Source organism: Methylobacterium tardum (assembly GCF_023546765.1).
Taxonomy (GTDB): Bacteria; Pseudomonadota; Alphaproteobacteria; order Rhizobiales; family Beijerinckiaceae; genus Methylobacterium; species Methylobacterium tardum.
This window is the reverse complement of record NZ_CP097484.1, coordinates 5,406,080-5,428,121: the sequence shown is the minus strand read 5'-3', so window position 1 is coordinate 5,428,121 and position 22,042 is coordinate 5,406,080. Positions and strand designations below refer to the sequence as shown.

Annotated in this window: 18 protein-coding genes and 2 pseudogenes; 15 read left to right on the top strand and 5 right to left on the bottom strand. The window is 72.1% G+C overall.

From position 1 onward, the window contains the following. Positions 1 to 135 precede the first annotated feature (135 nt). The 4 genes from M6G65_RS25880 to M6G65_RS25865 are packed head-to-tail and all read left to right on the top strand — an operon-like array spanning position 136 to position 5,569. The gene (locus M6G65_RS25880; protein ID WP_238198456.1) at positions 136 to 1,317 is read left to right on the top strand and encodes an ABC transporter substrate-binding protein; all 1,182 of its coding nucleotides are present in this window, start codon (positions 136 to 138) and stop codon (positions 1,315 to 1,317) included. Positions 1,318 to 1,325: 8 nt separating this feature from the next. Beyond that, positions 1,326 to 2,195, top strand: a complete 870-nt coding sequence (locus M6G65_RS25875; RefSeq protein ID WP_238198453.1) for a branched-chain amino acid ABC transporter permease — start codon at positions 1,326 to 1,328, stop codon at positions 2,193 to 2,195. Between the two features lie 4 nt (positions 2,196 to 2,199). Next, positions 2,200 to 4,668 carry a branched-chain amino acid ABC transporter ATP-binding protein/permease gene (locus M6G65_RS25870; protein ID WP_238198451.1) on the top strand — a complete coding sequence of 823 codons (2,469 nt, stop codon included), beginning with the start codon at positions 2,200 to 2,202 and terminating at the stop codon, positions 4,666 to 4,668. Between the two features lie 10 nt (positions 4,669 to 4,678). Beyond that, on the top strand, positions 4,679 to 5,569 hold the full coding sequence (locus M6G65_RS25865; protein ID WP_250103063.1) for a polysaccharide deacetylase family protein: 891 nt from the start codon (positions 4,679 to 4,681) through the stop codon (positions 5,567 to 5,569). A gap of 155 nt (positions 5,570 to 5,724) precedes the next feature. Here M6G65_RS25865 and M6G65_RS25860 read toward each other — a convergent pair whose 3' ends face one another. Then, positions 5,725 to 7,011: a Zn-dependent hydrolase gene (locus M6G65_RS25860; protein ID WP_238198446.1), complete on the bottom strand. Its 1,287-nt coding sequence runs from the start codon at positions 7,009 to 7,011 to the stop codon at positions 5,725 to 5,727. A gap of 358 nt (positions 7,012 to 7,369) precedes the next feature. Here M6G65_RS25860 and M6G65_RS25855 point away from each other — a divergent pair, with 358 nt between their 5' ends. Genes M6G65_RS25855 through M6G65_RS25830 form a run of 6 tightly spaced genes read left to right on the top strand, consistent with a single transcriptional unit; the run spans position 7,370 to position 13,701 of the window. After that, positions 7,370 to 8,596: a transporter substrate-binding protein gene (locus tag M6G65_RS25855; RefSeq protein WP_238198444.1), complete on the top strand. Its 1,227-nt coding sequence runs from the start codon at positions 7,370 to 7,372 to the stop codon at positions 8,594 to 8,596. After that, entirely contained in the window at positions 8,589 to 10,208 is a 1,620-nt protein-coding gene (urtB, locus tag M6G65_RS25850) for an urea ABC transporter permease subunit UrtB (RefSeq protein WP_250103062.1), read from the top strand. The genes M6G65_RS25855 and urtB overlap by 8 nt, the downstream gene beginning before the upstream one ends. Next, complete coding sequence (gene urtC, locus M6G65_RS25845; protein ID WP_238198440.1) at positions 10,205 to 11,305, top strand: urea ABC transporter permease subunit UrtC; 1,101 nt, start codon at positions 10,205 to 10,207, stop codon at positions 11,303 to 11,305. Before urtB ends, urtC begins: the two co-directional genes overlap by 4 nt. Next, positions 11,302 to 12,012, top strand: a complete 711-nt coding sequence (locus M6G65_RS25840) for an ATP-binding cassette domain-containing protein (RefSeq protein WP_250103061.1) — start codon at positions 11,302 to 11,304, stop codon at positions 12,010 to 12,012. The genes urtC and M6G65_RS25840 overlap by 4 nt, the downstream gene beginning before the upstream one ends. Further along, the gene (urtE, locus tag M6G65_RS25835; protein ID WP_250103060.1) at positions 12,009 to 12,722 is read left to right on the top strand and encodes an urea ABC transporter ATP-binding subunit UrtE; all 714 of its coding nucleotides are present in this window, start codon (positions 12,009 to 12,011) and stop codon (positions 12,720 to 12,722) included. Before M6G65_RS25840 ends, urtE begins: the two co-directional genes overlap by 4 nt. A gap of 19 nt (positions 12,723 to 12,741) precedes the next feature. Then, positions 12,742 to 13,701 (top strand): acetamidase/formamidase family protein, encoded by a 960-nt coding sequence (locus M6G65_RS25830; protein ID WP_238198435.1) that lies wholly within the window; start codon positions 12,742 to 12,744, stop codon positions 13,699 to 13,701. 157 nt (positions 13,702 to 13,858) lie between these two features. On the opposite strand, the gene M6G65_RS25825 is transcribed toward M6G65_RS25830, so the two are convergent. Then, positions 13,859 to 14,212 (bottom strand): transposase, encoded by a 354-nt coding sequence (locus M6G65_RS25825; RefSeq protein WP_238198433.1) that lies wholly within the window; start codon positions 14,210 to 14,212, stop codon positions 13,859 to 13,861. 216 nt (positions 14,213 to 14,428) lie between these two features. Here M6G65_RS25825 and M6G65_RS25820 point away from each other — a divergent pair, with 216 nt between their 5' ends. The 5 genes and pseudogenes from M6G65_RS25820 to glnT all read left to right on the top strand — a co-directional run bounded on the left by M6G65_RS25820 (position 14,429) and on the right by glnT (position 19,585). Next, the gene (locus M6G65_RS25820) at positions 14,429 to 15,115 is read left to right on the top strand and encodes a helix-turn-helix domain-containing protein (RefSeq protein ID WP_238198431.1); all 687 of its coding nucleotides are present in this window, start codon (positions 14,429 to 14,431) and stop codon (positions 15,113 to 15,115) included. Between the two features lie 99 nt (positions 15,116 to 15,214). Continuing rightward, positions 15,215 to 16,125, top strand: a pseudogene (locus M6G65_RS25815) (class II glutamine amidotransferase). Between the two features lie 48 nt (positions 16,126 to 16,173). Further along, positions 16,174 to 16,860 (top strand): GXGXG domain-containing protein, encoded by a 687-nt coding sequence (locus tag M6G65_RS25810; protein WP_238198427.1) that lies wholly within the window; start codon positions 16,174 to 16,176, stop codon positions 16,858 to 16,860. A gap of 14 nt (positions 16,861 to 16,874) precedes the next feature. Continuing rightward, positions 16,875 to 18,203, top strand: coding sequence for an FMN-binding glutamate synthase family protein (locus tag M6G65_RS25805; RefSeq protein WP_250103059.1), 1,329 nt, complete (start codon positions 16,875 to 16,877; stop codon positions 18,201 to 18,203). 75 nt (positions 18,204 to 18,278) lie between these two features. Beyond that, positions 18,279 to 19,585, top strand: a pseudogene (glnT, locus tag M6G65_RS25800) (type III glutamate--ammonia ligase). 34 nt (positions 19,586 to 19,619) lie between these two features. On the opposite strand, the gene M6G65_RS25795 reads toward glnT, so the two are convergent. Genes M6G65_RS25795 through M6G65_RS25785 form a run of 3 tightly spaced genes read right to left on the bottom strand, consistent with a single transcriptional unit; the run spans position 19,620 to position 21,993 of the window. Beyond that, positions 19,620 to 20,396: an amino acid ABC transporter ATP-binding protein gene (locus M6G65_RS25795; RefSeq protein ID WP_283214891.1), complete on the bottom strand. Its 777-nt coding sequence runs from the start codon at positions 20,394 to 20,396 to the stop codon at positions 19,620 to 19,622. Between the two features lie 5 nt (positions 20,397 to 20,401). Beyond that, the gene (locus M6G65_RS25790) at positions 20,402 to 21,247 is read right to left on the bottom strand and encodes an amino acid ABC transporter permease (RefSeq protein WP_238198420.1); all 846 of its coding nucleotides are present in this window, start codon (positions 21,245 to 21,247) and stop codon (positions 20,402 to 20,404) included. Continuing rightward, a complete protein-coding gene (locus tag M6G65_RS25785) occupies positions 21,244 to 21,993 on the bottom strand; it encodes an amino acid ABC transporter permease (RefSeq protein WP_238198419.1) in 750 nt (249 codons plus the stop codon). Before M6G65_RS25785 ends, M6G65_RS25790 begins: the two co-directional genes overlap by 4 nt. Positions 21,994 to 22,042: the final 49 nt, after the last annotated feature.

Here is a 22,042-nt window from a genome sequence, read left to right as displayed (position 1 = left end):
CACTTTGGCACGTGATTGAGCACAGAATGCCTCCTGAGGTGCACGCACGGCGGCCCTCCGGGCGGCGAAGCATCGGGTTTTCAGTGGCATGGAGGTTGCGCTCGGCAGGCTGCGCCCCGCCCTCGGAGACACGCCATGGCCTCCTTCCTGCCCCCGACCCTGCGCCGCATCGCGGTGACGACGAGCGCCCTGCTCGGCCTCGCCGTCTCGACCGCGCAAGCGGCCGACACCGTCAAGATCGGCCTCGTGACCGCCCTGAGCGGCCAGTCCGCCAAGTCCGGCGAGGCGATCTCCCGCGGGATCGGTCTCGCCATCGACGAGATCAACGCCAAGGGCGGCGTCCTCGGGCGCCCCCTCGAGCTCGTGGCCCGCGACGACGAGGCCAACCCGTCCAAGGGCGTGCTGGCGACCCGCGAGCTGATCCAGCGGGTCGGCGTCGTCGCGGTGGTCGGCGGCCTCGACACGCCGGTCTCGATGGCGATCGTGCCGATCGCCAACCAGATGAAGGTGCCGTTCATCGGCCCCTGGGCGGCCGGCACCGGCATCACCCGCAACGGCGCCGCCGACAATTACGCCTTCCGGGTCTCCGCGGTCGACGCCCTCGTCGACGAGGCGCTGGTCGCCTACGCGGTGAAGACCTACGGGGCGAAAAAGCCCGGCATGATCCTCGTCAACAACGCCTGGGGCGAGTCGAACCAGAAGGGCCTCAAGGACGCCCTGCAGGCGGCCAACCTCCCGGCGGCGGGCATCGAGAAGTACGAGGCCAACGACGTCGACATGGTGCCCCAGCTGTCCCGGCTGAAGGAGGCCGGGGCCGACGCGCTGTTCCTGGTCGGCAATGTCGGCCCCTCGGCCCAGGTGGTGAAGTCCCTCGACCGGATGGGCTGGTCGGTGCCGGTCGTCTCGCATTGGGGCCCGGCGGGCGGGCGCTTCGACGAGCTCGCCGGCCCGAGCGCCGGTAAGGTCCACTTCATCCAGACCTTCACTTTTGCCGGCAACACGTCTCCGAAGGCGAGCGCGGTGCTCGACGCGCTCAAGGCCAAGTACCCGGCGATCAAGTCGATGGCCGACGTCACCCCCGCCGTCGGCATCGCCAACGCCTACGACGCGACCCACCTGCTGGCGCTCGCCATCCAGGCCGCCGGCTCCACCGAAGGCCCGAAGGTCCGCGACGGCTTCTACAAGATCGGCACCTATCCGGGCCTGATCAAAACCTACGACAAGCCCTTCGCCCCCGGCCAGCACGACGCGCTCGGCCCGAACGATTACGTGTTCACCCGCTTCAAGGACGGTGAGATCGTCGCGGTGACCAACTGAGCCCGGCGATGCTGACCTCCATCCTCGTCAGCGGCCTCGGCCTCGGCAGCATGTACGGGCTCGTGGCCCTCGGCTTCCACGTGACCTACGCGGTGTCGGGGACCGTGAACTTCGCGCAGGGCAGCGTCGTCACCCTGGGGGCGGTCCTGGGTTACGCGCTCGGCGTCACCCTCGGTTGGCCGATGTCCGCGGCGATCGTCCTGGCGCTCGCCGGCTGCGCCCTGTTCGGCCTCGTGGTCGAGCGGGCGCTGGTCCGCCCGTTCGTGGCGCGCGGCTCGGATGCGTGGCTGCTCGCGACGGTGGCGGGCGGCATCGTCCTCGACAACACCGTGCTGTTCACCTTCGGCAAGGAGCCGCGCAGCCTGCCCTCGCCGCTGGCGATGAAGCCGGTGGAGATCCTCGGGACCGGCATCTACCCGCTGCAGCTCGTGATTCCGGTCGTCGGGATCGCGCTCGCCTTCGCGATCCGCACGGTGTTCCGCCGGACCGATCTCGGCCGCGTCCTGCTCGCCGTGGCGCAGAACGCCGACGCCGCCCGCCTGATGGGGATCGACGTGCGCCGCACCGTGGCCTGCGCCTTCGCGCTCTCGGCGGTGCTGGCCGGCATCGCGGGCCTGCTGATCGCGCCGCTGTTCTCGGTCTCGGCCGAGCTTGGCACCCTGTTCGGCCTCAAGGCCTTCGCGGTGGCGATCCTCGGCGGCATCGGCTCCGCCACCGGGGTGATCCTGGCGGGGCTGCTCTACGGCCTCGTCGAGGCCGGCGTCACCGCGACCCTCGGCTCGACCTACACGCAGCTCGTGGTGTTCTCGGTGATCATCCTGGCCCTCACCCTGCGCCCCGACGGCCTGCTCGGCCGCGCCGCGGTCAACAAGGTCTGACGCGATGCCGTACCTGCGCTCGGCCCCGGCGATGCGGCTCGGCATCGCCGGCCTCACCGCCGCCGCGCTCGGCCTCGTCGCGCTGACCGCCGGCTACAGCCACTTCGTGATCGCCCTCGTGGCGCTGACCACGGTGGCGGGCGTCGGCCTCAACGTGCTCCTCGGCCTGACCGGGCTGATCTCCTTCGGCCATGCCGGCTTCTATGCGATCGGCGCCTACGCGAGCGCGATCCTGACGCTCCACGGCGTCAGCTTCTGGCTGGCGCTCCCGGCGGCGGCCCTGGTCGCGGCGCTCGTCGGCGGCCTCGTGGCGGTGCCGGCGATGCGGGTGAAGGGCCCCTACCTCGCCATGCTGACGATCGCCTTCGGCTTCATCGTCGAGCACGGGCTGATCGAGGGCGGCGCGCTGACCGGCGGCCAGAACGGCCTCGTCGTCACCGACGCGCCGACGCTTTTCGGCGAGTCACTCTCGCCGGCCGGGCTCGCGGTGCTGGCGGTGCTCGCGGCCGGCGCCAGCCTCGCCGGGTTCGACATCCTCGCCCGAAGCCGCCTCGGCCGGGCGATGCGCGCGGTGCGCGACGCCGACGTCGCGGCCGCGGCTCTGGGCTTCGATCCGGTCCGGGTGAAGACCCTGGCCTTCGCGATCTCCGCGGCCCTGACCGGCCTCGCGGGGGCTGTCCTGCCGCCGCTGATGCTGTTCATCGCGCCGAGCTCGTTCCCGTTCTCGCAGTCGATCCTGTTCGTCCTCTCGGTGATCGTCGGCGGCGCCGGCACGGTGCTCGGCCCGCTCCTCGGCGCCCTCGTCACCGTGCTGCTGCCGGAGGCGCTGTCGGGGCTCGCCGAGTACCGCCTGCTGTTCTTCGGCGTCGCGACCCTGGCGGTGCTGTGGCTGGTGCCCTCGGGGCTGGTCGGCAGCCTCGCTCGCCTGCTGCCCCGCGGCCGAGACGCGCCGGCCGCCGCGGAGAGTGGGGACGCGCCGCTGCCCGGCGCGACGGCGCGTGAGGCCCTCGTCCTCGAGGGGCTCGGTATCCGCTTCGGCGGCATCACGGCGGCCGAGGGGGTCGACCTCACCGCCCGGCCAGCGGCCGTCACCAGCGTGATCGGCCCGAACGGCGCCGGTAAGACCACCGTTCTCAACATGGTCTCGGGCTTCTACCGCCCGAGCGCCGGGGCGATCCGGCTCGGAAACCGCGAGCTCGCCGGCCGGCCCGCGCACGTCGTCGCCCGGGCCGGCATCGCGCGCACCTACCAGACCACGCGCCTGTTCGGCTCGCTGCCGGTGGTCGACAACGTCGCCCTCGGCCTCGCGCCGGGCCGGCTGTGGCGCCGCGCCCGCGCGGGGGACCGCCGGACCGCCACCGCGCTCCTGTCCTTCGTCGGCTACCGCGGCGCCCTCGACCGCCCGGCCGCCGAGCTGCCCCATGTCGACCGGCGCCTCGTGGAGATTGCCCGGGCGCTCGCCGGCAGCCCCGCGGTGCTGCTCCTCGACGAGCCCGCCGCCGGCCTGTCGCGGTCCGATACCGACCGGCTGGCCCGGCTGATCCGCCGGATCGCCGACAGCGGCGTCGCGGTGGTGCTGGTCGAGCACGACATGCCGCTGGTGATGGGCATCTCCGACCACATCCTCGTCATGGATGCCGGGCGCCCGATCGCGCGGGGCACGCCCGCCGAGATCCGGCGCGACCCGGCGGTCCTGCGCGCCTATCTCGGCGGCGCCGACACGCCGGCCCGGCCGCGGAGCGCGCCGTGGCAGGGTCCGGCGGACGCGATCCTCTCGGTCCTCGACCTGACCGCCGGCTACGGCGCCGCGCCCGTCCTCGACGGCGTCCATCTCGACGTGCGGCCGGGCGAGACCGTCGCCCTGCTGGGCGCGAACGGCGCCGGCAAGTCCACGGCCATGCGGGCGCTGGCGGGGCTGCTGCGCCCGGTCGCGGGATCGGTCGTGTTCGACGGCCGGCGCATCGACGCGCTGCCCGCGCACCGGATCGCCCGCGGCGGCCTCGTGCTGGTGCCGGAGGGCCGGCAGGTCTTCCCGGAGCTCACCGTCGTCGAGAACATCCGCCTCGGTGCCTTCGGGCGCGGGACGCCGATCGACCCGGCCGAGGTGGAGCGCCTGCTCGACCGGTTCCCGCGGCTGCGCGACCGCTCGGCAAGCCGGGCGGGCCTGCTCTCCGGCGGCGAGCAGCAGATGCTGGCCATCGCCCGCGGGTTGATGGCGCATCCGCGCATCCTGCTCCTCGACGAGCCGTCGCTCGGCCTCGCCCCGGCGATGATCAACGCCCTCTACGCCACCGTGGCCGAGCTGCGCGACGAGGGCGTCACCATCCTGATCGTCGACCAGATGGCGGCGCTGGCCCTCACGGTCGCCGACCGCGGCTACGTGCTGGAGCAGGGCCGGGTCGTCGCGCGCGGAACCGCCGCGGAGCTGTCGGCGGACAAGGGGCTGGAAGCGGCCTATCTCGGTGCGGCGTAAGGGGGCCCTGATGGACACGAATGCCGGACACGGCCGCTACGGCTACAGCGCCCTCCCCGACCGGCCGGTCTACGATTGGCCGGAGGGCAAGCGGCTGGCCGTCTATATCGGGCTGAACCTCGAGACCTTCGCGTTCGGCGAGGGCCTGGGCGCCGAGCTCGCGCCGGGCGGCCCGCAGCCGGACGTGCTCAACTACGCGTGGCGCGACTGGGGCAACCGGGTCGGCGCCTGGCGGATCGCCGCGATGCTGGACGAGCTGGCGATGCCGGCGAGCGTGCTGGTCAACAGCAACCTCTACCGGGACTGCCCCGGGCTGATCGAGGCGTTCCGGGCGCGGGGCGACGAGATCGTCGGCCACGGGCGGACCAACGCCGAGCGGCAGGGCACCCTCGACGAGGCCGCCGAGCGGGCGCTGATCGCCGAGACGACGCGGGTGATCGCCGCGCAGGAGGGCCGCCCGCCGGCCGGCTGGCTCGGGCCGTGGATCTCGCAATCGCGGGTGACGCCCGATCTCCTCGCCGAGGCCGGCTACCGCTACCTGCTCGACTGGGACCACGACGACCAGCCGACCTGGTTCGCGACGCGCGGCGGCGGCCGAATCCTGACGGTGCCCTACCCGCAGGAACTCAACGACATCCCCGCGATCGTGGCCCGCAAGGAGACGGGCCGCCAGTTCGCCGATGCCATCGTCGACGCCTTCGGCGAGATGCTGGAGCAGGCGCGGGCCGCGCCCCTGGTCATGGGCATCGCGCTCCACCCCTACATCGTCGGGCGCCCGCACCGGCTGCGGCCCCTGCGGCAGGCGCTCCAGCACATCGTCGACCGGCGCGCCGACATCTGGCTCACCACAGCCGGCGCCATCGCGGACCACGTCACGGCGCAGGCGGCCGAGGCCCGCTGACACGGCGCGAATCCTCACGCGGGCCGCCAGGGCGCGGCCCCGGCCGGACTGCCCGGCCGGCCTCACCGGGGTCCAGGCTCTGGTGCCGATCATGCTCGACCCGGTCGCGGCCGGGCGCCTGACGCCGCACATTTCCGGTTGGCGGGCGCCCGCCGTCAGCCGCCGCAGGTCTCCGCCACCAGCCAGGCGGTGAGGATCGCGACGGCATCGAGGAGGTCGTCGGTCGCCATGGCCTCATCGGGGTTGTGGCTGCCGTTGGCGTTGCGCACGAACAGCATGGCCATCGGCACGCCGGCCTTGGCGAATGCGGCGGCGTCGTGCGAGGCCGGGCTGCCGAGGGGCCGGGTGGCGATGCCGAGCGCCGCCGCCGCCGCCGCGAGCCCGTCGCGGATCCCGGGCGAGACCGCGCCGACGCCCGCCTCGGCGCGGGGCCCGAGCGCCACCGCGACGCCGCGGCGCTCCGACACGTCGGTCACGGCCGCCAGGAACGCAGCCTCCAAATCCGCCAGCACCTCGGCCGCGTAGGCGCGCATGTCGAGGCTGAACCGGAACTCGCCCGGGACGGTCGTTAGGCCGTGGGCCGCGGCATCGGTGTGGAACCGGCCGAAGGTGACGGCCATCGGGCAGCCGGCCGCCTCGTGCTCCGCCCACACCCTGTCGAGGGCCAGGGCGATTTCCGCACCGGCCAGGGCGGCGTCGCGGCGGAAGCGGCGGGGCGTTCCGACATGGTCGTAGCGACCGGCGATGCGGACATCGGGGTAGCGGACGTTGCCGGGGATCCCGGTGCAGAGGCCGACCGGGATCCCCGCCTCCTCCAGGCTCGGCGCCTGCTCGATATGCACCTCCAGGAAGGCGTGGATCGCGGCGGCCGCGAGGGCGGGCGGGCCGCTGCGCAGCGCTTCCGGGTCGCCGCCCTCCCGGGCGATGTGGGCGGCGAGGCTGAGGCCGCTGTCGATCCGGGCAGCGTCCAGCGCCCCGTCCGGCAGGGTTCCGAGGGCCGCCCGGCTGCCGATATAGGAGACCTGGAACCAGACGCTCTCCTCGGCGCGGATGCCCATGACGGTGATGTCGCGCGCCGGGGTCAGCCCCATCGCGCGGAGCGCCGCGACGGCGGCGAGCCCGGCCACCACCCCGGCGGCGCCGTCGAAATTGCCGCCGTGAGCGACCGTGTCGAGGTGGGAGCCGATCAGGATCGGCGGCAGTCCCCGGTCCCGCCCCGGCAGCGTCATCGTGGTGTTGGCAGCCGCGTCCCGCCCGATCGCGAGGCCGAGATCGGCGGCGCAGCGCGTCACCACCGCGTGCGCCTCGGTCTCCTCCGGGCTGTAGGAGGCCCGCGTGAACCCGGGATCGGTCCGGCCGCACCGGGCGAGGTCGTCGAACAGCGCCTCCACCCGGCCGCGTTGTGCGCGGACCGCCGTGCCGACCGCCGCTATCGTGTCCATCCCGCCGCTCCCGGTGCGCGGGTCCGGGGCGGACCGCGACGGCGCCACCCTGCCACTTCCGTGCCGGCGCGGCGTCGGCTGGAGGCGCCCCGGCCGGCGCGGCCGTCCGCGCGCGGTCCGACACGGCTTTCGATCGACGCCGTCGCAGGATGCAGGCCTCCCGTCATCACGTTCCGGGCGGCACAGGGTTGAGACTCAATACGAGAATTTTGACGTTCTCGGCCCAGAACCGCCCGCGGCGCGCACAAATGCCGCCAATATGCGCAAGGCCCGCGCCGGCCTGCAGCCTCTTTGACCTTCCCGTCTCCCGGACCTCGGCCGACAATCGGCCGATCCATCCATGGGAGCTTCGGGGTCGATGACGCATCTCACGCGACGCGGCGTCTTGGGCACGGCGGCGCTGCTCGCGGCCCCGGCCCTCATCCGTCCGGCCTTCGCGGCCGACACCGTCAAGCTCGGCTGCCTGTTCTCGTCCTCGGGCACGATGGCCAATCTCGAGGGCCGGCTGAACCACGTGGTCCGCATGGCCGCCGACGCGATCAACGGGCGCGGCGGCGTCAACGGCCGCCAGATCGAGGTGCTGACCTCCGATCCCGCCTCGGACTGGCCGCTCTATGCCCAGGTCGGCCGGCAGATGCTCCAGCAGGAGAAGGTCGCGGCCCTGTTCGGCTGCTGGACCTCCGTGTCGCGCAAGTCGGTGCTGCCGGTGGTCGAGCAGAATGACGGGCTGCTGTTCTATCCGCTGCACTTCGAGGGCGACGAGAACTCCAAGAACGTCGTCTACGTGAACTCGCCGCCCGCGAGTTCCGTGCTGCCGGCGGTCGATTACCTGATGGGCCCGGACGGGGTCGGGGCGAAGCGCTTCTTCATGATCGGCTCGGACTACGTCTGGCCGCGCACGATCAACAAGCAGCTCAAGGGCTACTGGAAGAGCAAGGGCATCCCGGAGAGCGCGTGGCGCGAGGAATACGTGCCGTTCGGCTTCTCGAACTTCCAGACGCTGGTGAACCAGGTCCGCAGCTTCGCCAGCCAGCCCGGCGGCCAGGCGATCGTGGTGCTCACCGTCGTCGGCTCCTCGATCCCCGACTTCCTGCGCGAATTCGCCAACCAGGGCATCAGCGCCACCGACGTGCCGATCCTCGGCCTCGACATGGTGGAGGCCGATCTCGAAGGGCTCGATACCGGAAAGCTCGCCGGCCACCTGAATTGCTGGGCCTATCTCCAGGCCGCCAAGGGTGAGCGCAACCAGAAGTTCCTCGCCGACTGGGCGGCCTACGTGAAGGCCAAGAACGTCCCGTTCAGCGCCGACACGGTGATCGACCCGATGGTCTCGGCCTATGACAGCGTCCATCTCTGGGCGCTCGCCGCCGCCAAGGCCGGCTCCTTCGCGGTGCCGGAGGTGCGCAAGGCCTTCGCGGGCCTCAGCTTCGACGACCCGTCGGGCTACACGCTGACCATGACGGGCGAGAACAACTACGTCTCGCGCGGCGTGTTCATCGGCTCGGTCAACGAGAAGCGCGGCTTCGACGTCCTCTGGCAATCGCCGAACGCCCCGAAGCCGGTCCCGTTCAGCCCCTATGGCTGATCCGCTCCGCGCGCTACTGGCGCTCTGCTGTCTCGCGCTGCTGACGGTTCCGGCCTCCGCCGCGCCCCTCGACCGGGCGGCCTTCGCGGCGGATCTGTGCGGCGACGGCGCTGCGCAGGTTCGCGGGGCCGAAGGCCTCGTCCAGGCCGCCGGCGATCTGGCGGCCGACGACCTCGCCTTCGCCGGCGGCCTTCTCGGCGCGCTCGCCGAGCGCCGCCTGGCCTGCCCGGCGGAGGGCGCGCTCCTGCTCGGCCGTCCGGGCGCGCCGGAGGGCCGCGACGCGCTCACCGGCGCGACGCGTCCGGCCGCGGAGGCGCGCGCGCCGGTCCTCGGCCTGCGCCAGCGCGCCGCCGTGGAGACCGCGCGCGGCACCGTCGCGCTGCTGACCGGCCCGGATCCGGCCGCCCGCGTCGCCGGTCTGGCGGTTCTGGAGCGGCGCATCGCCACCGTCCCGGCGGCCGTGCTCGACCGGGCCCGCGACGCGGAGACGGATGCCGCGCTGAAGGGGACGATCACCGGCCTCGCCCATGCGGCCGCCCTGTCGTCGCCCGATCCGGCCCGGCGCCGGGCGGCGATCGCCGCCGTGGCCGCGAGCCCGTCCGGGGCCGCGCAGGCGCGGCTCGCGGCGCTCAAGGGCGATCCCGCCTACAGCGCCGACCCGGCCTTCCGGGCGGCGCTCGATGCGGGGCTGGCGCAGGTCTCCCGGGCGGTGGCGGTCGGGGACGGCCTCGCGGTCTTCTATAACGGCCTGAGCTTCGCCAGCATCCTGTTCATGGCGGCGGCCGGGCTCGCGATCATCTTCGGGCTGATGGGCGTGATCAACCTCGCCCAGGGCGAGTTCATCATGCTCGGCGCCTACGCCACCTACGGCGTGCAGGAGGCCTTCCGCCGCCTCGCCCCCGGCCTGCTCGACCTGTACCTGCTCGCCGCCGTTCCGGTGGCGTTCGCGGCGGTCGCCCTGGTGGGGATCGCGGTCGAGGCGCTGATCCTGCGCCACCTCTACCGGCGGCCGCTGATGAGCCTGCTCGCCACCTGGGCGGTGAGCCTGTTCCTGGTGAACCTCGTCCGCGTGACGGTCGGCACCCAGAACCTGCAATTCGTCATGCCGGCCTATGTCAGCGGCGGCGTGCCGCTCTACGCCGACTTCGTCATGACCTGGAACCGGCTGTTCGCCATCGGCTTCGCGGCGGCGACGCTCGTCCTGACGCTCCTGATCCTGCGCCGCACCCCGCTCGGGCTCGACATCCGCGCCGTGACCCAGAACCGCGACATGGCCGCCTGCCTCGGGCTGCCGACCCGGCGGGTCGACCGCCTCGCCTTCGGGCTCGGCTCGGGGCTGGCCGGCCTCGCCGGGGTGGCGCTCTGCCCGATCTACAGCGTCAATCCCGGCATGGGCTCCGGCTTCATCGCCGACAGTTTCATGGTCGTGGTGCTGGGCGGCGTCGGCAGCCTCATCGGGACACTGGTGGCGGCCCTCGGGGTCGGCGGCGCCAACGTGCTGATCGAGCCGGTCTCCGGCGCGGTCGCCGCCAAGGTGATCGTGCTCGTCGGCATCATCCTGTTCCTGCAGCGCCGGCCCGAGGGTCTGTTCGCCGTGCGGCGGCGGCGATGAACGGCGCCGTGCAGACCGCCCTCGTCGCTCCCGCCGGACCGGCGCGCCGCGCCGTGCGCGATCCCCTGGTCGCGGGGCTCGTGGGGCTCTGCCTCGCCGCCGCGGCGGCGATCCTCGTGGCGCCCCCTGCCCCGTATCTCGTCAACGCCCTGGGCCAGCTCGCGGCCTTCGCGATCCTCGCCGTGTCGCTGGATCTGGTCTGGGGCTATCTCGGGATCCTCAGCCTGGGGCACGGGCTGTTCTTCGCGATCGGCGGCTACGTCTGCGCCATGCACCTGCTGGCCCACGGCGCCGCGGTGACCGGGGTGCTGCCGGACTTCGTGCAGTTCATGGGCTGGAAGAGCCTGCCGGCCTATTGGGCCGGCCTCGACCACGGCGCCTACGCCTTCGTCCTCGCCCTGGCGCTGGCCGGCCTCGTCGCCTTCGTGTTCGGGCTCGCCTCGTTCCGCTCGCGGGTCAACGGCGTCTATTTCTCGATCATCAGCCAGGCGCTCGTCTACGTCGCGATGCTGCTGATGTACCGCAACGACACCGGGCTCGGCGGCAACAACGGCATGACCGGCTTCCCGCTGCTGTTCGGCTGGCCGATGGGTTCGCCCGGCGTGGTCACCGGGCTGGCGGTCGCCGCCCTCCTGACTCTGGCGGTGGTGCTCGCCGGCACGCGGCTCCTCGTCGGCAGCACGGTCGGGCGGCGGATGCTCGCCTGCCGCGACGACGAGACCCGCCTGCGCACGCTGGGCTACAGCACCACGCGGCTGAAGCTCGGGATCTGGTGCCTCTCGGCCATGATCGCGGCGCTGGCCGGCATCCTCTACGTGCCGCAGGTCGGCATCATCAACCCGCGGGTGCTGGCGCCCGACCTGTCCATCGAGATCGCCGTCTGGGTGGCGATCGGCGGACTGGGGCGGCTCGGCGGGGCGGTGATCGGCGCGATCCTGGTCAACGGCCTGAAGTTCTGGCTCAGCGCCGCGATGCCGGAGGCGTGGCCGTTCATCCTGTCCGGGCTGGTGCTGCTCGTGGTGCTGGTCCTGCCGAACGGGCTCCTCGACCTCGTGGGCTGGCGCCTGCGCCCGACCTGGCTGCGGGGCGCCCGATGACCGCCCTCGTGGTCGACGCCCTCACCGTCGCCTTCGGCCGGTTCACGGCCCTCGATGCCGTGTCGCTCGCTGTCGATCCCGGCGAGGTCCGGGCCGTGATCGGCCCGAACGGCGCCGGCAAGACCACGCTGCTCGACGTGATCTCGGGCGTCACCAAGCCGGTCTCCGGACGGGTGATGCTCGGCGACCACGTCGACCTGACCAAGCGCTCCGAGGCCGAGATCGCGAAGGCCGGCGTGCGGCGCAAGTTCCAGAAGCCCAGCGTCTTCCCGGCGCTCACCGTGCGCGAGAACCTGGAGATCGGCTGCGGCCCCGCCCTGAGTCCGCGCGACCGCCCGGCGCGCATCGCCGCCGTGCTCGGCGAGATCGGCCTCGGACCCCGCGCCGAGGTGCCGGCCGGCAGCCTCGCCCACGGCGAGAAGCAATGGCTGGAGATCGGCATGGTGCTCGCCGCCGAGCCGGCGCTGCTCCTCCTCGACGAGCCCGTCGCCGGGCTCTCCGACGCCGAGACCGCTCAGACCGCCGCGCTGATCCGGAGCCTTCGCCGGCCGGACCGGGCGATCCTGGTGATCGAGCACGACATGGGCTTCGCCGAGGCCATCGCCGACCGGGTGACGGTGCTGCACGAGGGCCGCACGCTCTACGAGGGCAGCATGCAGGGCGCGCGGGCCGATGCCCGGGTGATCGAGGTGTTCCTCGGCCGATGACGCACGTATCCCGACCCGCGGGCCTCACTGTCGAGAGTCTCGACCAGCATTACGGCAGCGCGCAGGTGCTGCGCGGCATCGGTCTCGCCGTCGAGCCGGGGGCCTGCCTCGCCGTGCTCGGCCGCAACGGCGCCGGCAAGACCACGCTGCTGCGCTGCCTCACCGGCCTGATCCCGGAAAGCCGCGGCCGGATCGCCCTCGACGGGACCGAGCTGACGCGCCTGTCGCCCGACCGGCGCGCCCGCTCAGGCCTCGCCTACGTGCCGCAGGGGCGCGAGATCTTTCCCGATCTCACCGTGGCCGAGAACCTGCGGGTGGCGGCCCGGGCCCACGGGCTGGAGCGGACCGACGCGGTCGACGAGGCGGTCGCCCTGTTCCCGGCGCTGCGCGGCCTCTGGCACCGCCCCGGGGGCAACCTCTCGGGCGGCCAGCAGCAGCAGCTCGCCATCGCCCGGGCGCTCGCCACCCGGCCCCGCGCGCTCCTGCTCGACGAGCCGACCGAGGGCATCCAGCCCTCGATCGTCGCCGCCATCGAGACGGTGATCGCCGGGCTCAAAGGCCGGATCACCGTGCTGCTCGTGGAGCAGTACCTCGATTTCGCCCTCCGGGTCGCCGATGCCGTGGTGGTGCTGTCCCGCGGCAGCGTCGCCGAGCGCGGCGATCCGAAGGCGTTGAACCCCGAAGCCCTCACCCGTCACATCGCCGTCTGACATCCGCAAAGGAGCCGCCGTGCCGACCCATCACGAGATCCCCGCGACGCCCGAGACCATGGTGCTCGGCTATTTCGACGCCGCGCTGCCGCCCGTCCTCACCGTCGCGTCCGGCGACACCGTCACCCTGCACTCGCATCCGGCGGGCGGGCGCGAGTCCCTTCACCCCGATCCGGCCCGGGTGCCGGGCGACCTGCTCCACGCCCTCGACACCCTGGAGCGCGGCCCCGGCCCGCACTTCGTCACCGGCCCGGTCCACGTCGCGGGCGCCGAGCCCGGCGACATGCTGCAGGTCGACATCCTCGACCTGAAGTTCCGCCTCGACTGGGGCTTCGTGTCGATCCTGCCGCTGCTCGGCACCCTGCCGGACGAGTTCACCGACTACGAGACTGTCCACGCCGACATCGACACCGCGCGCGGCCTCTGCCGCCTGCCCTGGGGCACGGAGCTGCCCCTCGACCCGTTCTTCGGCATCATGGGCACCGCCCCGCCCGCCGCCTGGGGCCGGGTCGGCAGCCCGGTGCCCCGCGCCTTCGGCGGCAACATGGACAACAAGGAGCTGCGGGTCGGCACCACCCTCTACCTGCCGGTGTTCAACCCCGGCGGCGGCTTCTACGCGGGCGACGGCCACGGCGTGCAGGGCGACGGCGAGGTCTGCATCACCGCCCTGGAGACCGGGCTGACCGGCACGTTCCGGCTGACCGTCCGCAAGGACCTTCCCGGCGCTTGGCCCTTCGCCGAGACTCCCACCGACCTGATGTCGATCGGCCTGCACGAGAGCCTCGACGAGGCGATGCGCCAGGCCGTGCGCGAGATGGTGCGCCTCGTCTGCGCGCGGACCAGCCTCACCCGCAACCAGGCCTACATGCTGTGCTCGCTCGCCGGGAACCTGCGGATCACCCAGACGGTCGACGGCAACAAGGGCGTGCACATGCTGATGCCCAAGACAGCCCTCGCTTCGACGTCCGGGGCCGCCTGAGCGCATTCTCGGCTGATGCTGCCCCCTCCGTCTTTGCGAGCGCAGCGAAGCAATCCAGCAGCGCTACGTTCAACGGCCCCGCTGCCCTGGGTCGCTTCGCTGCGCTCGCGATGACGGGGAGGAACGCCTCACCCGATTCCTGCAGATGGAGACCGCCTCAGTTCGCGCTGCGTCCGAAGGCGAACCGGCCGACACAGGCTTGGGCGCCGCGATGGTGCGGCGGCTGGCGCAGGCTCGCGCGCTCCGTCGTGGCCGGTGCCCCGCGCCCCGGCTGGACGAGCAGGGCTGCCCGAAGCCGCAGCACCTCCGCCCGGAGTCCGGCATTCTCCCGCTCGACCTGATCGAGCCGGGCCACACCGGCGGGCTTCAGACCGCCGAGGCGTCTTCGCCAGCGGTAGAAGGTGCCGAGCGAGATCCGGGCGCTCGCGCAGATCTCGGCGATGGGGATGCCGCGCGCGGCCTCCTCGAGCAGGAAGGCGATCTCCTCATCCGTGTGCAGGGATCGACGCATGCAGGATCTCCCGGTTCGGCAGCCTTGAGTCCACTCCGCGGCCGGGCTGCGAGCAAGAAGCGGACCGGCGACGCGGCGCGGGTGACGTTTCCGTCCTGCAGCGCCCGCGGTCCGGGCTGGCGGGCGCCGATCCGTTGACAGGCGTCTGACGCCGCGGCAGGGCGGCCGAGGATCCGCGCGGCCGCAGCCCGCGACCGCCGAGGAGGAGAATCCGCTATGCCGTCAGGCGCGTCGAACCGGGCGGCGGGGGATGTACCGGAGCCGGCGCGCGAGCCGGTCCTGTCGCAGGATCCGCACGCCGTCCGCGAGCCGCGCGAGAACAACCTCGAACGGGCGATCGGTCACGCGGTGCGCGAGCGCCGGAAGCGCCTGGGCCTCACCTCCGCCGACCTCGCCGCGGCCACCGGCCTGTCGCCCGGCATGCTGTCGAAGATCGAGAACGGCAACATCTCGCCGTCCCTGACGACGCTGCAGCTGCTCGCCCAGGCGCTCGGCATGCCGATCACCGGCTTCTTCCGGCGCTACGAGGAGGTCCGCAACGCAGTCTTCGTCAAGGCCGGCGAAGGCGTCGAGCTGGAGCGGCGCGGCACGCGGGCCGGGCACCAGTACAACCTGCTCGGCCACATTTACGAGAACACCAGCGGGGTCACGGTCGAACCGTACCTGATCACGCTCACGACCGATTCGGACGTGTTCCCGACCTTCCAGCACGCGGGCCTGGAGTTCCTCTACATGCTGGAGGGCGAGGTGCTGTACCGGCACGGGGACCGGCACTTCCACATGCAGCCGGGCGACAGCCTGTTCTTCGACGCCGACGCCCCGCACGGGCCGGCGGAGCTCTTGGTGCTGCCGGCCCGCTACCTCTCGGTGATCGCCTACCCGCAATCCGGCAGCACCGACTGACCCACTCCAATTCTTGGGAAGAAATTTTATTTCCTGGGAGTTGATTTCCACGCGCGAGGCCGCCTATCCTCCGGGCGAACCCGCGACGGAGGTGGTGCCATGTGCGGCATCGTCGGATTGTTCCTGAAGGACCCCGCCCTGGAGCCGCAGCTCGGCGCGCTGCTCGCCGACATGCTCGTCACCATGACGGATCGGGGGCCGGATTCGGCGGGCCTCGCGATCTACGGGCCGCCGATTCCCGGCCTGTCGAAGATCACCGTGCAGTCGGCTCAGGCCCTGGCAGATTTCCCCGCCCTGGAGCAGCGCCTCGCGGAGGTGTCCGGCGGCTCGGCGCGGGTGGCGGTGAAGAGCTCGCACGCGGTGATCACCGTGGCGTCGGACCGTCTCGCGGCGACGCGGGACGCCCTGAAGGGCCTCTCGTCCGACCTGCGCGTCATGGGCGCGGGCGAGAGCGTCGAGATCTACAAGGAGGTCGGCCTGCCGAAGGACGTGGTCCAGCGCTTCGGCATCGCCGGGATGTCCGGCACCCACGGCATCGGCCACACCCGGATGGCGACGGAATCGGCCGTGACCACGATGGGCGCGCACCCGTTCTCCACGGGCGCCGACCAGTGCCTCGTCCATAACGGCTCGCTGTCGAACCACAACAACCTGCGCCGGAGCCTGGCGCGCGACGGTATGGTCTTCGAGACCCAGAACGATTCCGAGGTCGCGGCCGCCTACCTCACTACCGCGATGGCGCGGGGCCGGGACCTCGGCGCGGCGCTCGCGGGGGCGCTGGAGGATCTCGACGGGTTCTTCACCTTCGTGGTCGGCACCAAGTCCGGCTTCGGCGTGCTGCGCGACCCGATCGCCTGCAAGCCCGCGATCATGGCCGAGACCGACCGCTACGTCGCCTTCGGCTCGGAATACCGGGCGCTGGTCGGCAGGTGCCGGGGATCGAAACTGCCCGCGTGTGGGAGCCCGAGCCGGCGACCGTCTACTTCTGGGATCAGCGGCAGGCCGCCTGAGCCGCCCCGCTTCCCGCCCATCACGGATCTCGTCCACGGATCTCGCCCATGCCCGTCTTCGATCTGGCGGCGACGCCCCTGCGCGCCCTGAATCAGGCCCTCCACGGCGTCGCCCCGGGCGCCAACGACACCGCCTTCGAGGTGTTGAACCCGCGCGGCCAGCACGCGGTGGCGGTCGGGATCGACGGACCCGTCACCGTCACGGTGCGGGGCTCGGTCGGCTATTACTGCGCCGGCATGAACGACGGCGGCACCGTCACGGTGCAGGGCTCGGCGGGCCCCGGCGTCGCCGAGAACATGATGTCCGGCACCGTCGTGATCGAGGGCGACGCCTCGCAATATGCCGGCGCCACCGGGCGCGGCGGCCTTCTCGTCATCAAGGGCAACGCGGCCTCGCGCTGCGGCATCTCCATGAAGGGGATCGACATCGTCGTGCACGGCTCGATCGGGCACATGTCGGCCTTCATGGGCCAGTCGGGCTCCCTGGTGGTGCTGGGCGATGCCGGCGAGGCCTTGGGCGACTCGCTCTACGAGGCCAAGCTGTTCGTGCGCGGCCACGTGAAGAGCCTCGGGGCCGACTGCATCGAGAAGCCGATGCGCCCGGAGCACTTGGACCACCTCGCGGCCCTGCTCGACCGCGCCGGGGTGACGGACGTCCAGCCCGGAGAGTTCCGACGCTACGGCTCGGCCCGCAAACTCTACAGCTTCAACATCGACAACGCCGACGCCTACTGAGCGGGAGACCGGGCATGACCTATCAGAACCCGCCGATGCCGCCGCGCAAGTCGGCAACCTTCGGCGACCACACGATGGCGGAGATCCGCCGGGCCGCGGCCACCGGCATCTACGACATCCGCGGCGGCGGCACGAAGCGCAAGCTCCCGCATCTCGACGACCTGCTGTTCCTCGGCGCCTCGATGTCCCGCTACCCGCTGGAGGGTTACCGGGAGACCTGCGGGACCGGCGTCACCCTCGGCACGCGCTTTGCGAAGAAGCCGATCGCGTTGAAGATCCCGATCACCATCGCCGGCATGAGCTTCGGATCCCTGTCCGCCAACGCCAAGGAGGCGCTCGGCCGCGGCGCGAGCCTGGCCGGCACCTCCACCACCACCGGTGACGGCGGCATGACCGACGAGGAGCGCGGCCATTCCGACATCCTCGTCTACCAGTACCTGCCCTCCCGCTACGGCATGAACCCGCGCGACCTCCGGCGCGCCGACGCCATCGAGGTGGTGGTCGGTCAGGGCGCCAAGCCGGGCGGCGGCGGCATGCTGCTCGGCCAGAAGATCTCCGACCGGGTCGCCGCCATGCGCGACCTCCCCAAGGGCATCGACCAGCGCTCCGCCTGCCGCCACCCGGACTGGACCGGCCCGGACGACCTCGAGATCAAGATCGGCGAATTGCGCGAGATCACCGACTGGGAGAAGCCGATCTACGTGAAGGTCGGCGGTGCGCGGCCCTATTACGACACCGCGCTGGCCGCGAAGGCCGGGGCCGACGTCGTCGTCCTCGACGGCATGCAGGGCGGCACGGCGGCGACCCAGGACGTGTTCATCGAGCATGTCGGCCAGCCGACGCTCGCCTGCATCCGCCCCGCCGTGCAGGCGCTGCAGGATCTCGGCCTGCACCGATCCGTGCAGCTCGTGATCTCCGGCGGCATCCGCTCCGGCGCCGACGTCGCCAAGGCCATCGCGCTGGGAGCCGACGCGGTCTCGATCGGCACCGCGGCGCTCGTCGCCATCGGCGACAACGACCCGGCCTACGAGGAGGAGTACCGCAAGCTCGGCTCCACCGCGGGCGCCTACGACGACTGGCACGAGGGGCGCGATCCCGCGGGCATCACCACGCAGGATCCCGAGCTGATGGCCCGCCTCGACCCGGTCCGCGCCGGCCGGCGGCTCGCCAACTACCTGAAGGTCATGACCCTGGAGGCGCAGACGATCGCCCGCGCCTGCGGCCACAACCACCTGCACAATCTGGAGCCCGAGGACCTCGTGGCGCTGACCCTGGAGGCCGCCGCCATGGCCCGCGTGCCGCTGGCCGGGACCGACTGGTACCCGGGCAAAGCGGGCTTCTAGGGCTCTTCAACCCCGCCGGTCGCGCCGGAACGGGGCGCGGCCGGTCCCCAACCGATCCGCGCTCAGGGGGCTGCCGTGACGACCGACCTTTCCGCCTACGCCGCCGAGCACGGCGTGAAGTACTTCATGATCTCCTACACGGACCTGTTCGGCTGCCAGCGGGCCAAGCTGGTGCCCGCGCAGGCGATCGGCGACATGCAGCGCGACGGCGCGGGCTTCGCGGGCTTCGCCACGTGGCTCGACCTGACCCCGGCCCATCCCGACCTGTTCGCCATGCCGGACGCCGCCTCGGTGATCCGCCTGCCCTGGAAGCCGGACGTCGCCTGGGTGGCGGCCGACTGCACCATGGCGGACGCCCCCGTCGACCGGCCCCCCGGGTGGTGCTGAAGCAGCTCGTGGCGCGGGCCGCCGCCGAGGGTTTGCGGGTCAAGACCGGCGTCGAGGCGGAGTTCTTCCTGCTGAGCCAGGATGGCGCCGCGATCTCCGATCACCACGACCGGGCGGAGAAGTCCTGCTATGACCAGCAGGCGCTGATGCGCCGCTACGACGTGATCGCCGAGATCTGCGACCACATGCTGGCTCTGGGCTGGAAGCCCTACCAGAACGACCACGAGGACGCGAACGGCCAGTTCGAGATGAACTGGGAATACGACGACGCGCTGGCTACCGCCGACAAGCACGCCTTCTTCAAGTTCATGGTCCGGTCGGTGGCCGAGCGGCACGGCCTGCGGGCGACCTTCATGCCGAAGCCGTTCCCCGGCCTCACCGGCAACGGCTGCCACTGCCACGTCTCGGTGTGGAACAATGCCGGCACCGTGAACGCCTTCGCGGATCCCGAGATGCCGTTCGGCCTGTCGACCCGGGGCCGGCACTTCCTCGGCGGGATCATGCGGCACGCGCCCGCCCTCGCCGCGATCACCAATCCGACGGTCAATTCCTACAAGCGCATCAACGCGCCGCGCACGATCTCGGGCGCGACCTGGGCGCCGAACGCCGTGACCTGGACCGGCAACAACCGCACCCACATGGTCCGGGTGCCCGGGCCGGGCCGGTTCGAGCTGCGCCTGCCCGACGGTGCGGCCAACCCCTACCTGCTCCAGGCGGCGATCCTGGCCGCGGGCCTCGACGGGCTGGCGCACGCGGCCGATCCCGGGCCGCACAGCGACGTCGACATGTACCGGGACGGCCACACGGTTTCCGGCGCCCCGCGCCTGCCGCTCAACCTGCTCGACGCCCTACGGGCCTTCGAGGCCGACGAGGCCCTGCGGGCGAATCTGGGCGGCGCCTTCTCGTCCGCCTACCTCAAGCTGAAGCAGGGTGAGTGGGACAGCTACTGCGCCCATTTCACCGCCTGGGAGCGCGAGACCACGCTCGACGTGTGAGGCCGCGCCGTGCCGGCGGACGCCGCCTGGGGTGTCAGAGCACCTGCGAGAGGAAGCGGCGGGTCCGCGGGTCCTGGGCCGAGGCGAAGAAGGTCGCGGGCGGCCCGTGCTCGACGATCACGCCGCGGTCGGTGAAGTAGATGTGGTCGGCGACGTCCCGGGCGAAGTTCATCTCGTGGGTGACGAGCATGCAGGTCATGCCCTCCTCGGCGAGTTCGCGGATCGTGACCAGCACCTCCTTGACCGTCTCCGGGTCCAGGGCGGCGGTGACCTCGTCGAACAGCATCACGTCGGGCCGCATCGCCAGCGAGCGGGCGATGGCCACGCGCTGCTGCTGGCCGCCCGACAGCTCGCCCGGATAGGCATCCTCCTTGCCGGCCAGCCGGACCTTGGCGAGGAGCGCCCGGGCGCGGGCCTCGACCTCGCGCCGGTCCTGCCCGAGGACGTGGATCGGCGCCATCATCACGTTCTGCAGCGCGGTCTTGTGCGGGAACAGGTTGTACTGCTGGAACACCATGCCGACCTTACGGCGCAGCGCCAGCTTGTCGAGCCGCGGATCGGTGACGTCGATCCCCTCGACCTCGATCGAGCCCGCCGTGACCGGCACCAGCGCGTTGACGCAGCGGATCAGCGTCGACTTGCCCGAGCCCGAGGGGCCGATGATGCAGACCACCTCGCCCTTGCGGACGTCGAAGCTGATGCCTTTCAGGACCTCGAAGGTCCCGAAGGATTTGTGCACGTCGGCGAGGCGGACGATCGGCTGATCGGGCGTCCAGCCCGGGGACGGGCTGCGGGCAGCGGGTGCGGGCATCGGGCTCAACGGGTCTCGAAGCGGCGTTCCAGGCGGGCGGTCAGCCGGTCGATCGGGTAGCAGTAGACGAAGAAGCAGAGCAGCGCGAAGCCGTAGAGCGGGGCGAACAGCTCGGGGCGGCCGCCCTCGGCCGCGTGCACCTGCGCGGTCAGCGTCAGCATCTCGGTGACCCCGACGATCGACGCCTGCACGGTCGCCATGGCGATCAGCGAGTAGACGTTCATCCAGGGCGGCAGCATCCGCTTCGCGCACTGGGGCAGGATGATGCGCCACAGCGTCTGCCGCCGGGTGAAGGCCAGGGACTCGGCCGCCTCCCACTGGGTGTTGGGCACCGAGCGCACCGCGCCGCGGACGATCTCGGCGACGTTGGCCATGACCGGCAGGCTGAAGCCGAAGGTCGCCTTGATCCAGTCGGGGAGCGGCACCCGGACCCCGAACACCGTGACCTGGAACGGCACCAGGAACATCACGAAGAACAGCAGCACCAGCCAGGGCACGTTGCGGAAGACTTGCGTGGCGCACCACGCGAGGCGGGGCAGGATTCGGCCCTCGGCCATCATGGCCAGGCCGAGCCCGATCCCCGCGACGGTGCCGATCGCCATCGCCATCAGCGAGATCGCGACGTTGAAGGCGAAGCCCGTGAGCAGCAGGGGCGCCCACTTGATCACGACCTCCAGCGGCGACAGCGCGGCGGCCCCGCCCTGCGCCCAGGCCGGCACCGCCACGAGGGCGAGGCCGGTGAGCAGCCAGAGATGGGCCGGCCGCAGGCGCGCCGCCGGGCGGTGATCGGCGAGCGCGAACGGCAGCAGGACCGGCAGGTCACCCCGTCGGCTCGGGTCCGGGGCGCTCATCGGCCGTAGCCCGGGATGCGCAGGGCCCGCTCCCAGCGGTGCATGATCCAGACGAGCACGCCGACGAGGATGGCGTAGGTCGCGAGCAGCACGAGCATCATCTCGAGGACGTTCTGCGACTCGGACCAGATCTGCTTGACCGCGTAGAGCGTCTCGGGGACCGCGATGGCGTAGGCCAGCGTCGTGGTCTTCAGGAGGTTGATCAGGTTGTTGTTCAGGGCCGGCAGGCAGACGCGCAGAGCCAGCGGCAGGACGACGTGGCGGTAGGCCTTGAACCGGGTGTAGCCCAGGGCCTCCGCGGCCTCGATCGTGGTCTTCGGCACGGCCTCGATGCCGGAGCGGAAGATCTCGACGTTGAACGCGCCCGCAAACAGCGACAGCGAGACGATCGCCCATTGCACGTTGTTGAGGATCGGCACGCGCAGGCCGTCCGCCGAGCGGATGTCCGGGAGCAGCGTCCCGAGCCCGAAGTAGAAGAAGAAGATCTGCACCAGCGGCGGCGTGTTGCGGAACAGCACGACGAAGCCGTTGACCAGCGCCCGAAGGACGCGCGACGGCCCGCTCTGCAGGAGCGCGCCGACGGCGCCGATGACGAGGCTCGCCAGGATCGTGCTGATCCCGAGCAGCAGCGTCATCCGCAGGCCGGCGACGTAGCGGTCCCAGTCGTAGGGGTCGTAGAAGACCGTGAAGTTGAAGCCCGTGGTCTCGTAGAGCTGCTGGAACCACGCCTGGATCGTGGCGATCATCGCGGGCGAACGCTCTTGGAGCCGCGCTCGATCGCGTCGCAATCGCGCG

What these genes read in the sequence shown, in the direction of transcription:
- M6G65_RS25795 (WP_283214891.1), bottom strand. Translation starts at nt 20,396, where the DNA reads ATGCCCGCACCCGCTGCCCGCAGCCCGTCCCCGGGCTGGACGCCCGAT.
- M6G65_RS25875 (WP_238198453.1), top strand. Translation starts at nt 1,326, where the DNA reads ATGCTGACCTCCATCCTCGTCAGCGGCCTCGGCCTCGGCAGCATGTAC.
- M6G65_RS25870 (WP_238198451.1), top strand. Translation starts at nt 2,200, where the DNA reads ATGCCGTACCTGCGCTCGGCCCCGGCGATGCGGCTCGGCATCGCCGGC.
- M6G65_RS25805 (WP_250103059.1), top strand. Translation starts at nt 16,875, where the DNA reads ATGACCTATCAGAACCCGCCGATGCCGCCGCGCAAGTCGGCAACCTTC.
- M6G65_RS25860 (WP_238198446.1), bottom strand. Translation starts at nt 7,011, where the DNA reads ATGGACACGATAGCGGCGGTCGGCACGGCGGTCCGCGCACAACGCGGC.
- M6G65_RS25855 (WP_238198444.1), top strand. Translation starts at nt 7,370, where the DNA reads ATGACGCATCTCACGCGACGCGGCGTCTTGGGCACGGCGGCGCTGCTC.
- urtB (WP_250103062.1), top strand. Translation starts at nt 8,589, where the DNA reads ATGGCTGATCCGCTCCGCGCGCTACTGGCGCTCTGCTGTCTCGCGCTG.
- urtE (WP_250103060.1), top strand. Translation starts at nt 12,009, where the DNA reads ATGACGCACGTATCCCGACCCGCGGGCCTCACTGTCGAGAGTCTCGAC.
- M6G65_RS25840 (WP_250103061.1), top strand. Translation starts at nt 11,302, where the DNA reads ATGACCGCCCTCGTGGTCGACGCCCTCACCGTCGCCTTCGGCCGGTTC.
- M6G65_RS25865 (WP_250103063.1), top strand. Translation starts at nt 4,679, where the DNA reads ATGGACACGAATGCCGGACACGGCCGCTACGGCTACAGCGCCCTCCCC.
- M6G65_RS25790 (WP_238198420.1), bottom strand. Translation starts at nt 21,247, where the DNA reads ATGAGCGCCCCGGACCCGAGCCGACGGGGTGACCTGCCGGTCCTGCTG.
- M6G65_RS25820 (WP_238198431.1), top strand. Translation starts at nt 14,429, where the DNA reads ATGCCGTCAGGCGCGTCGAACCGGGCGGCGGGGGATGTACCGGAGCCG.
- M6G65_RS25880 (WP_238198456.1), top strand. Translation starts at nt 136, where the DNA reads ATGGCCTCCTTCCTGCCCCCGACCCTGCGCCGCATCGCGGTGACGACG.
- M6G65_RS25785 (WP_238198419.1), bottom strand. Translation starts at nt 21,993, where the DNA reads ATGATCGCCACGATCCAGGCGTGGTTCCAGCAGCTCTACGAGACCACG.
- M6G65_RS25810 (WP_238198427.1), top strand. Translation starts at nt 16,174, where the DNA reads ATGCCCGTCTTCGATCTGGCGGCGACGCCCCTGCGCGCCCTGAATCAG.
- M6G65_RS25825 (WP_238198433.1), bottom strand. Translation starts at nt 14,212, where the DNA reads ATGCGTCGATCCCTGCACACGGATGAGGAGATCGCCTTCCTGCTCGAG.
- urtC (WP_238198440.1), top strand. Translation starts at nt 10,205, where the DNA reads ATGAACGGCGCCGTGCAGACCGCCCTCGTCGCTCCCGCCGGACCGGCG.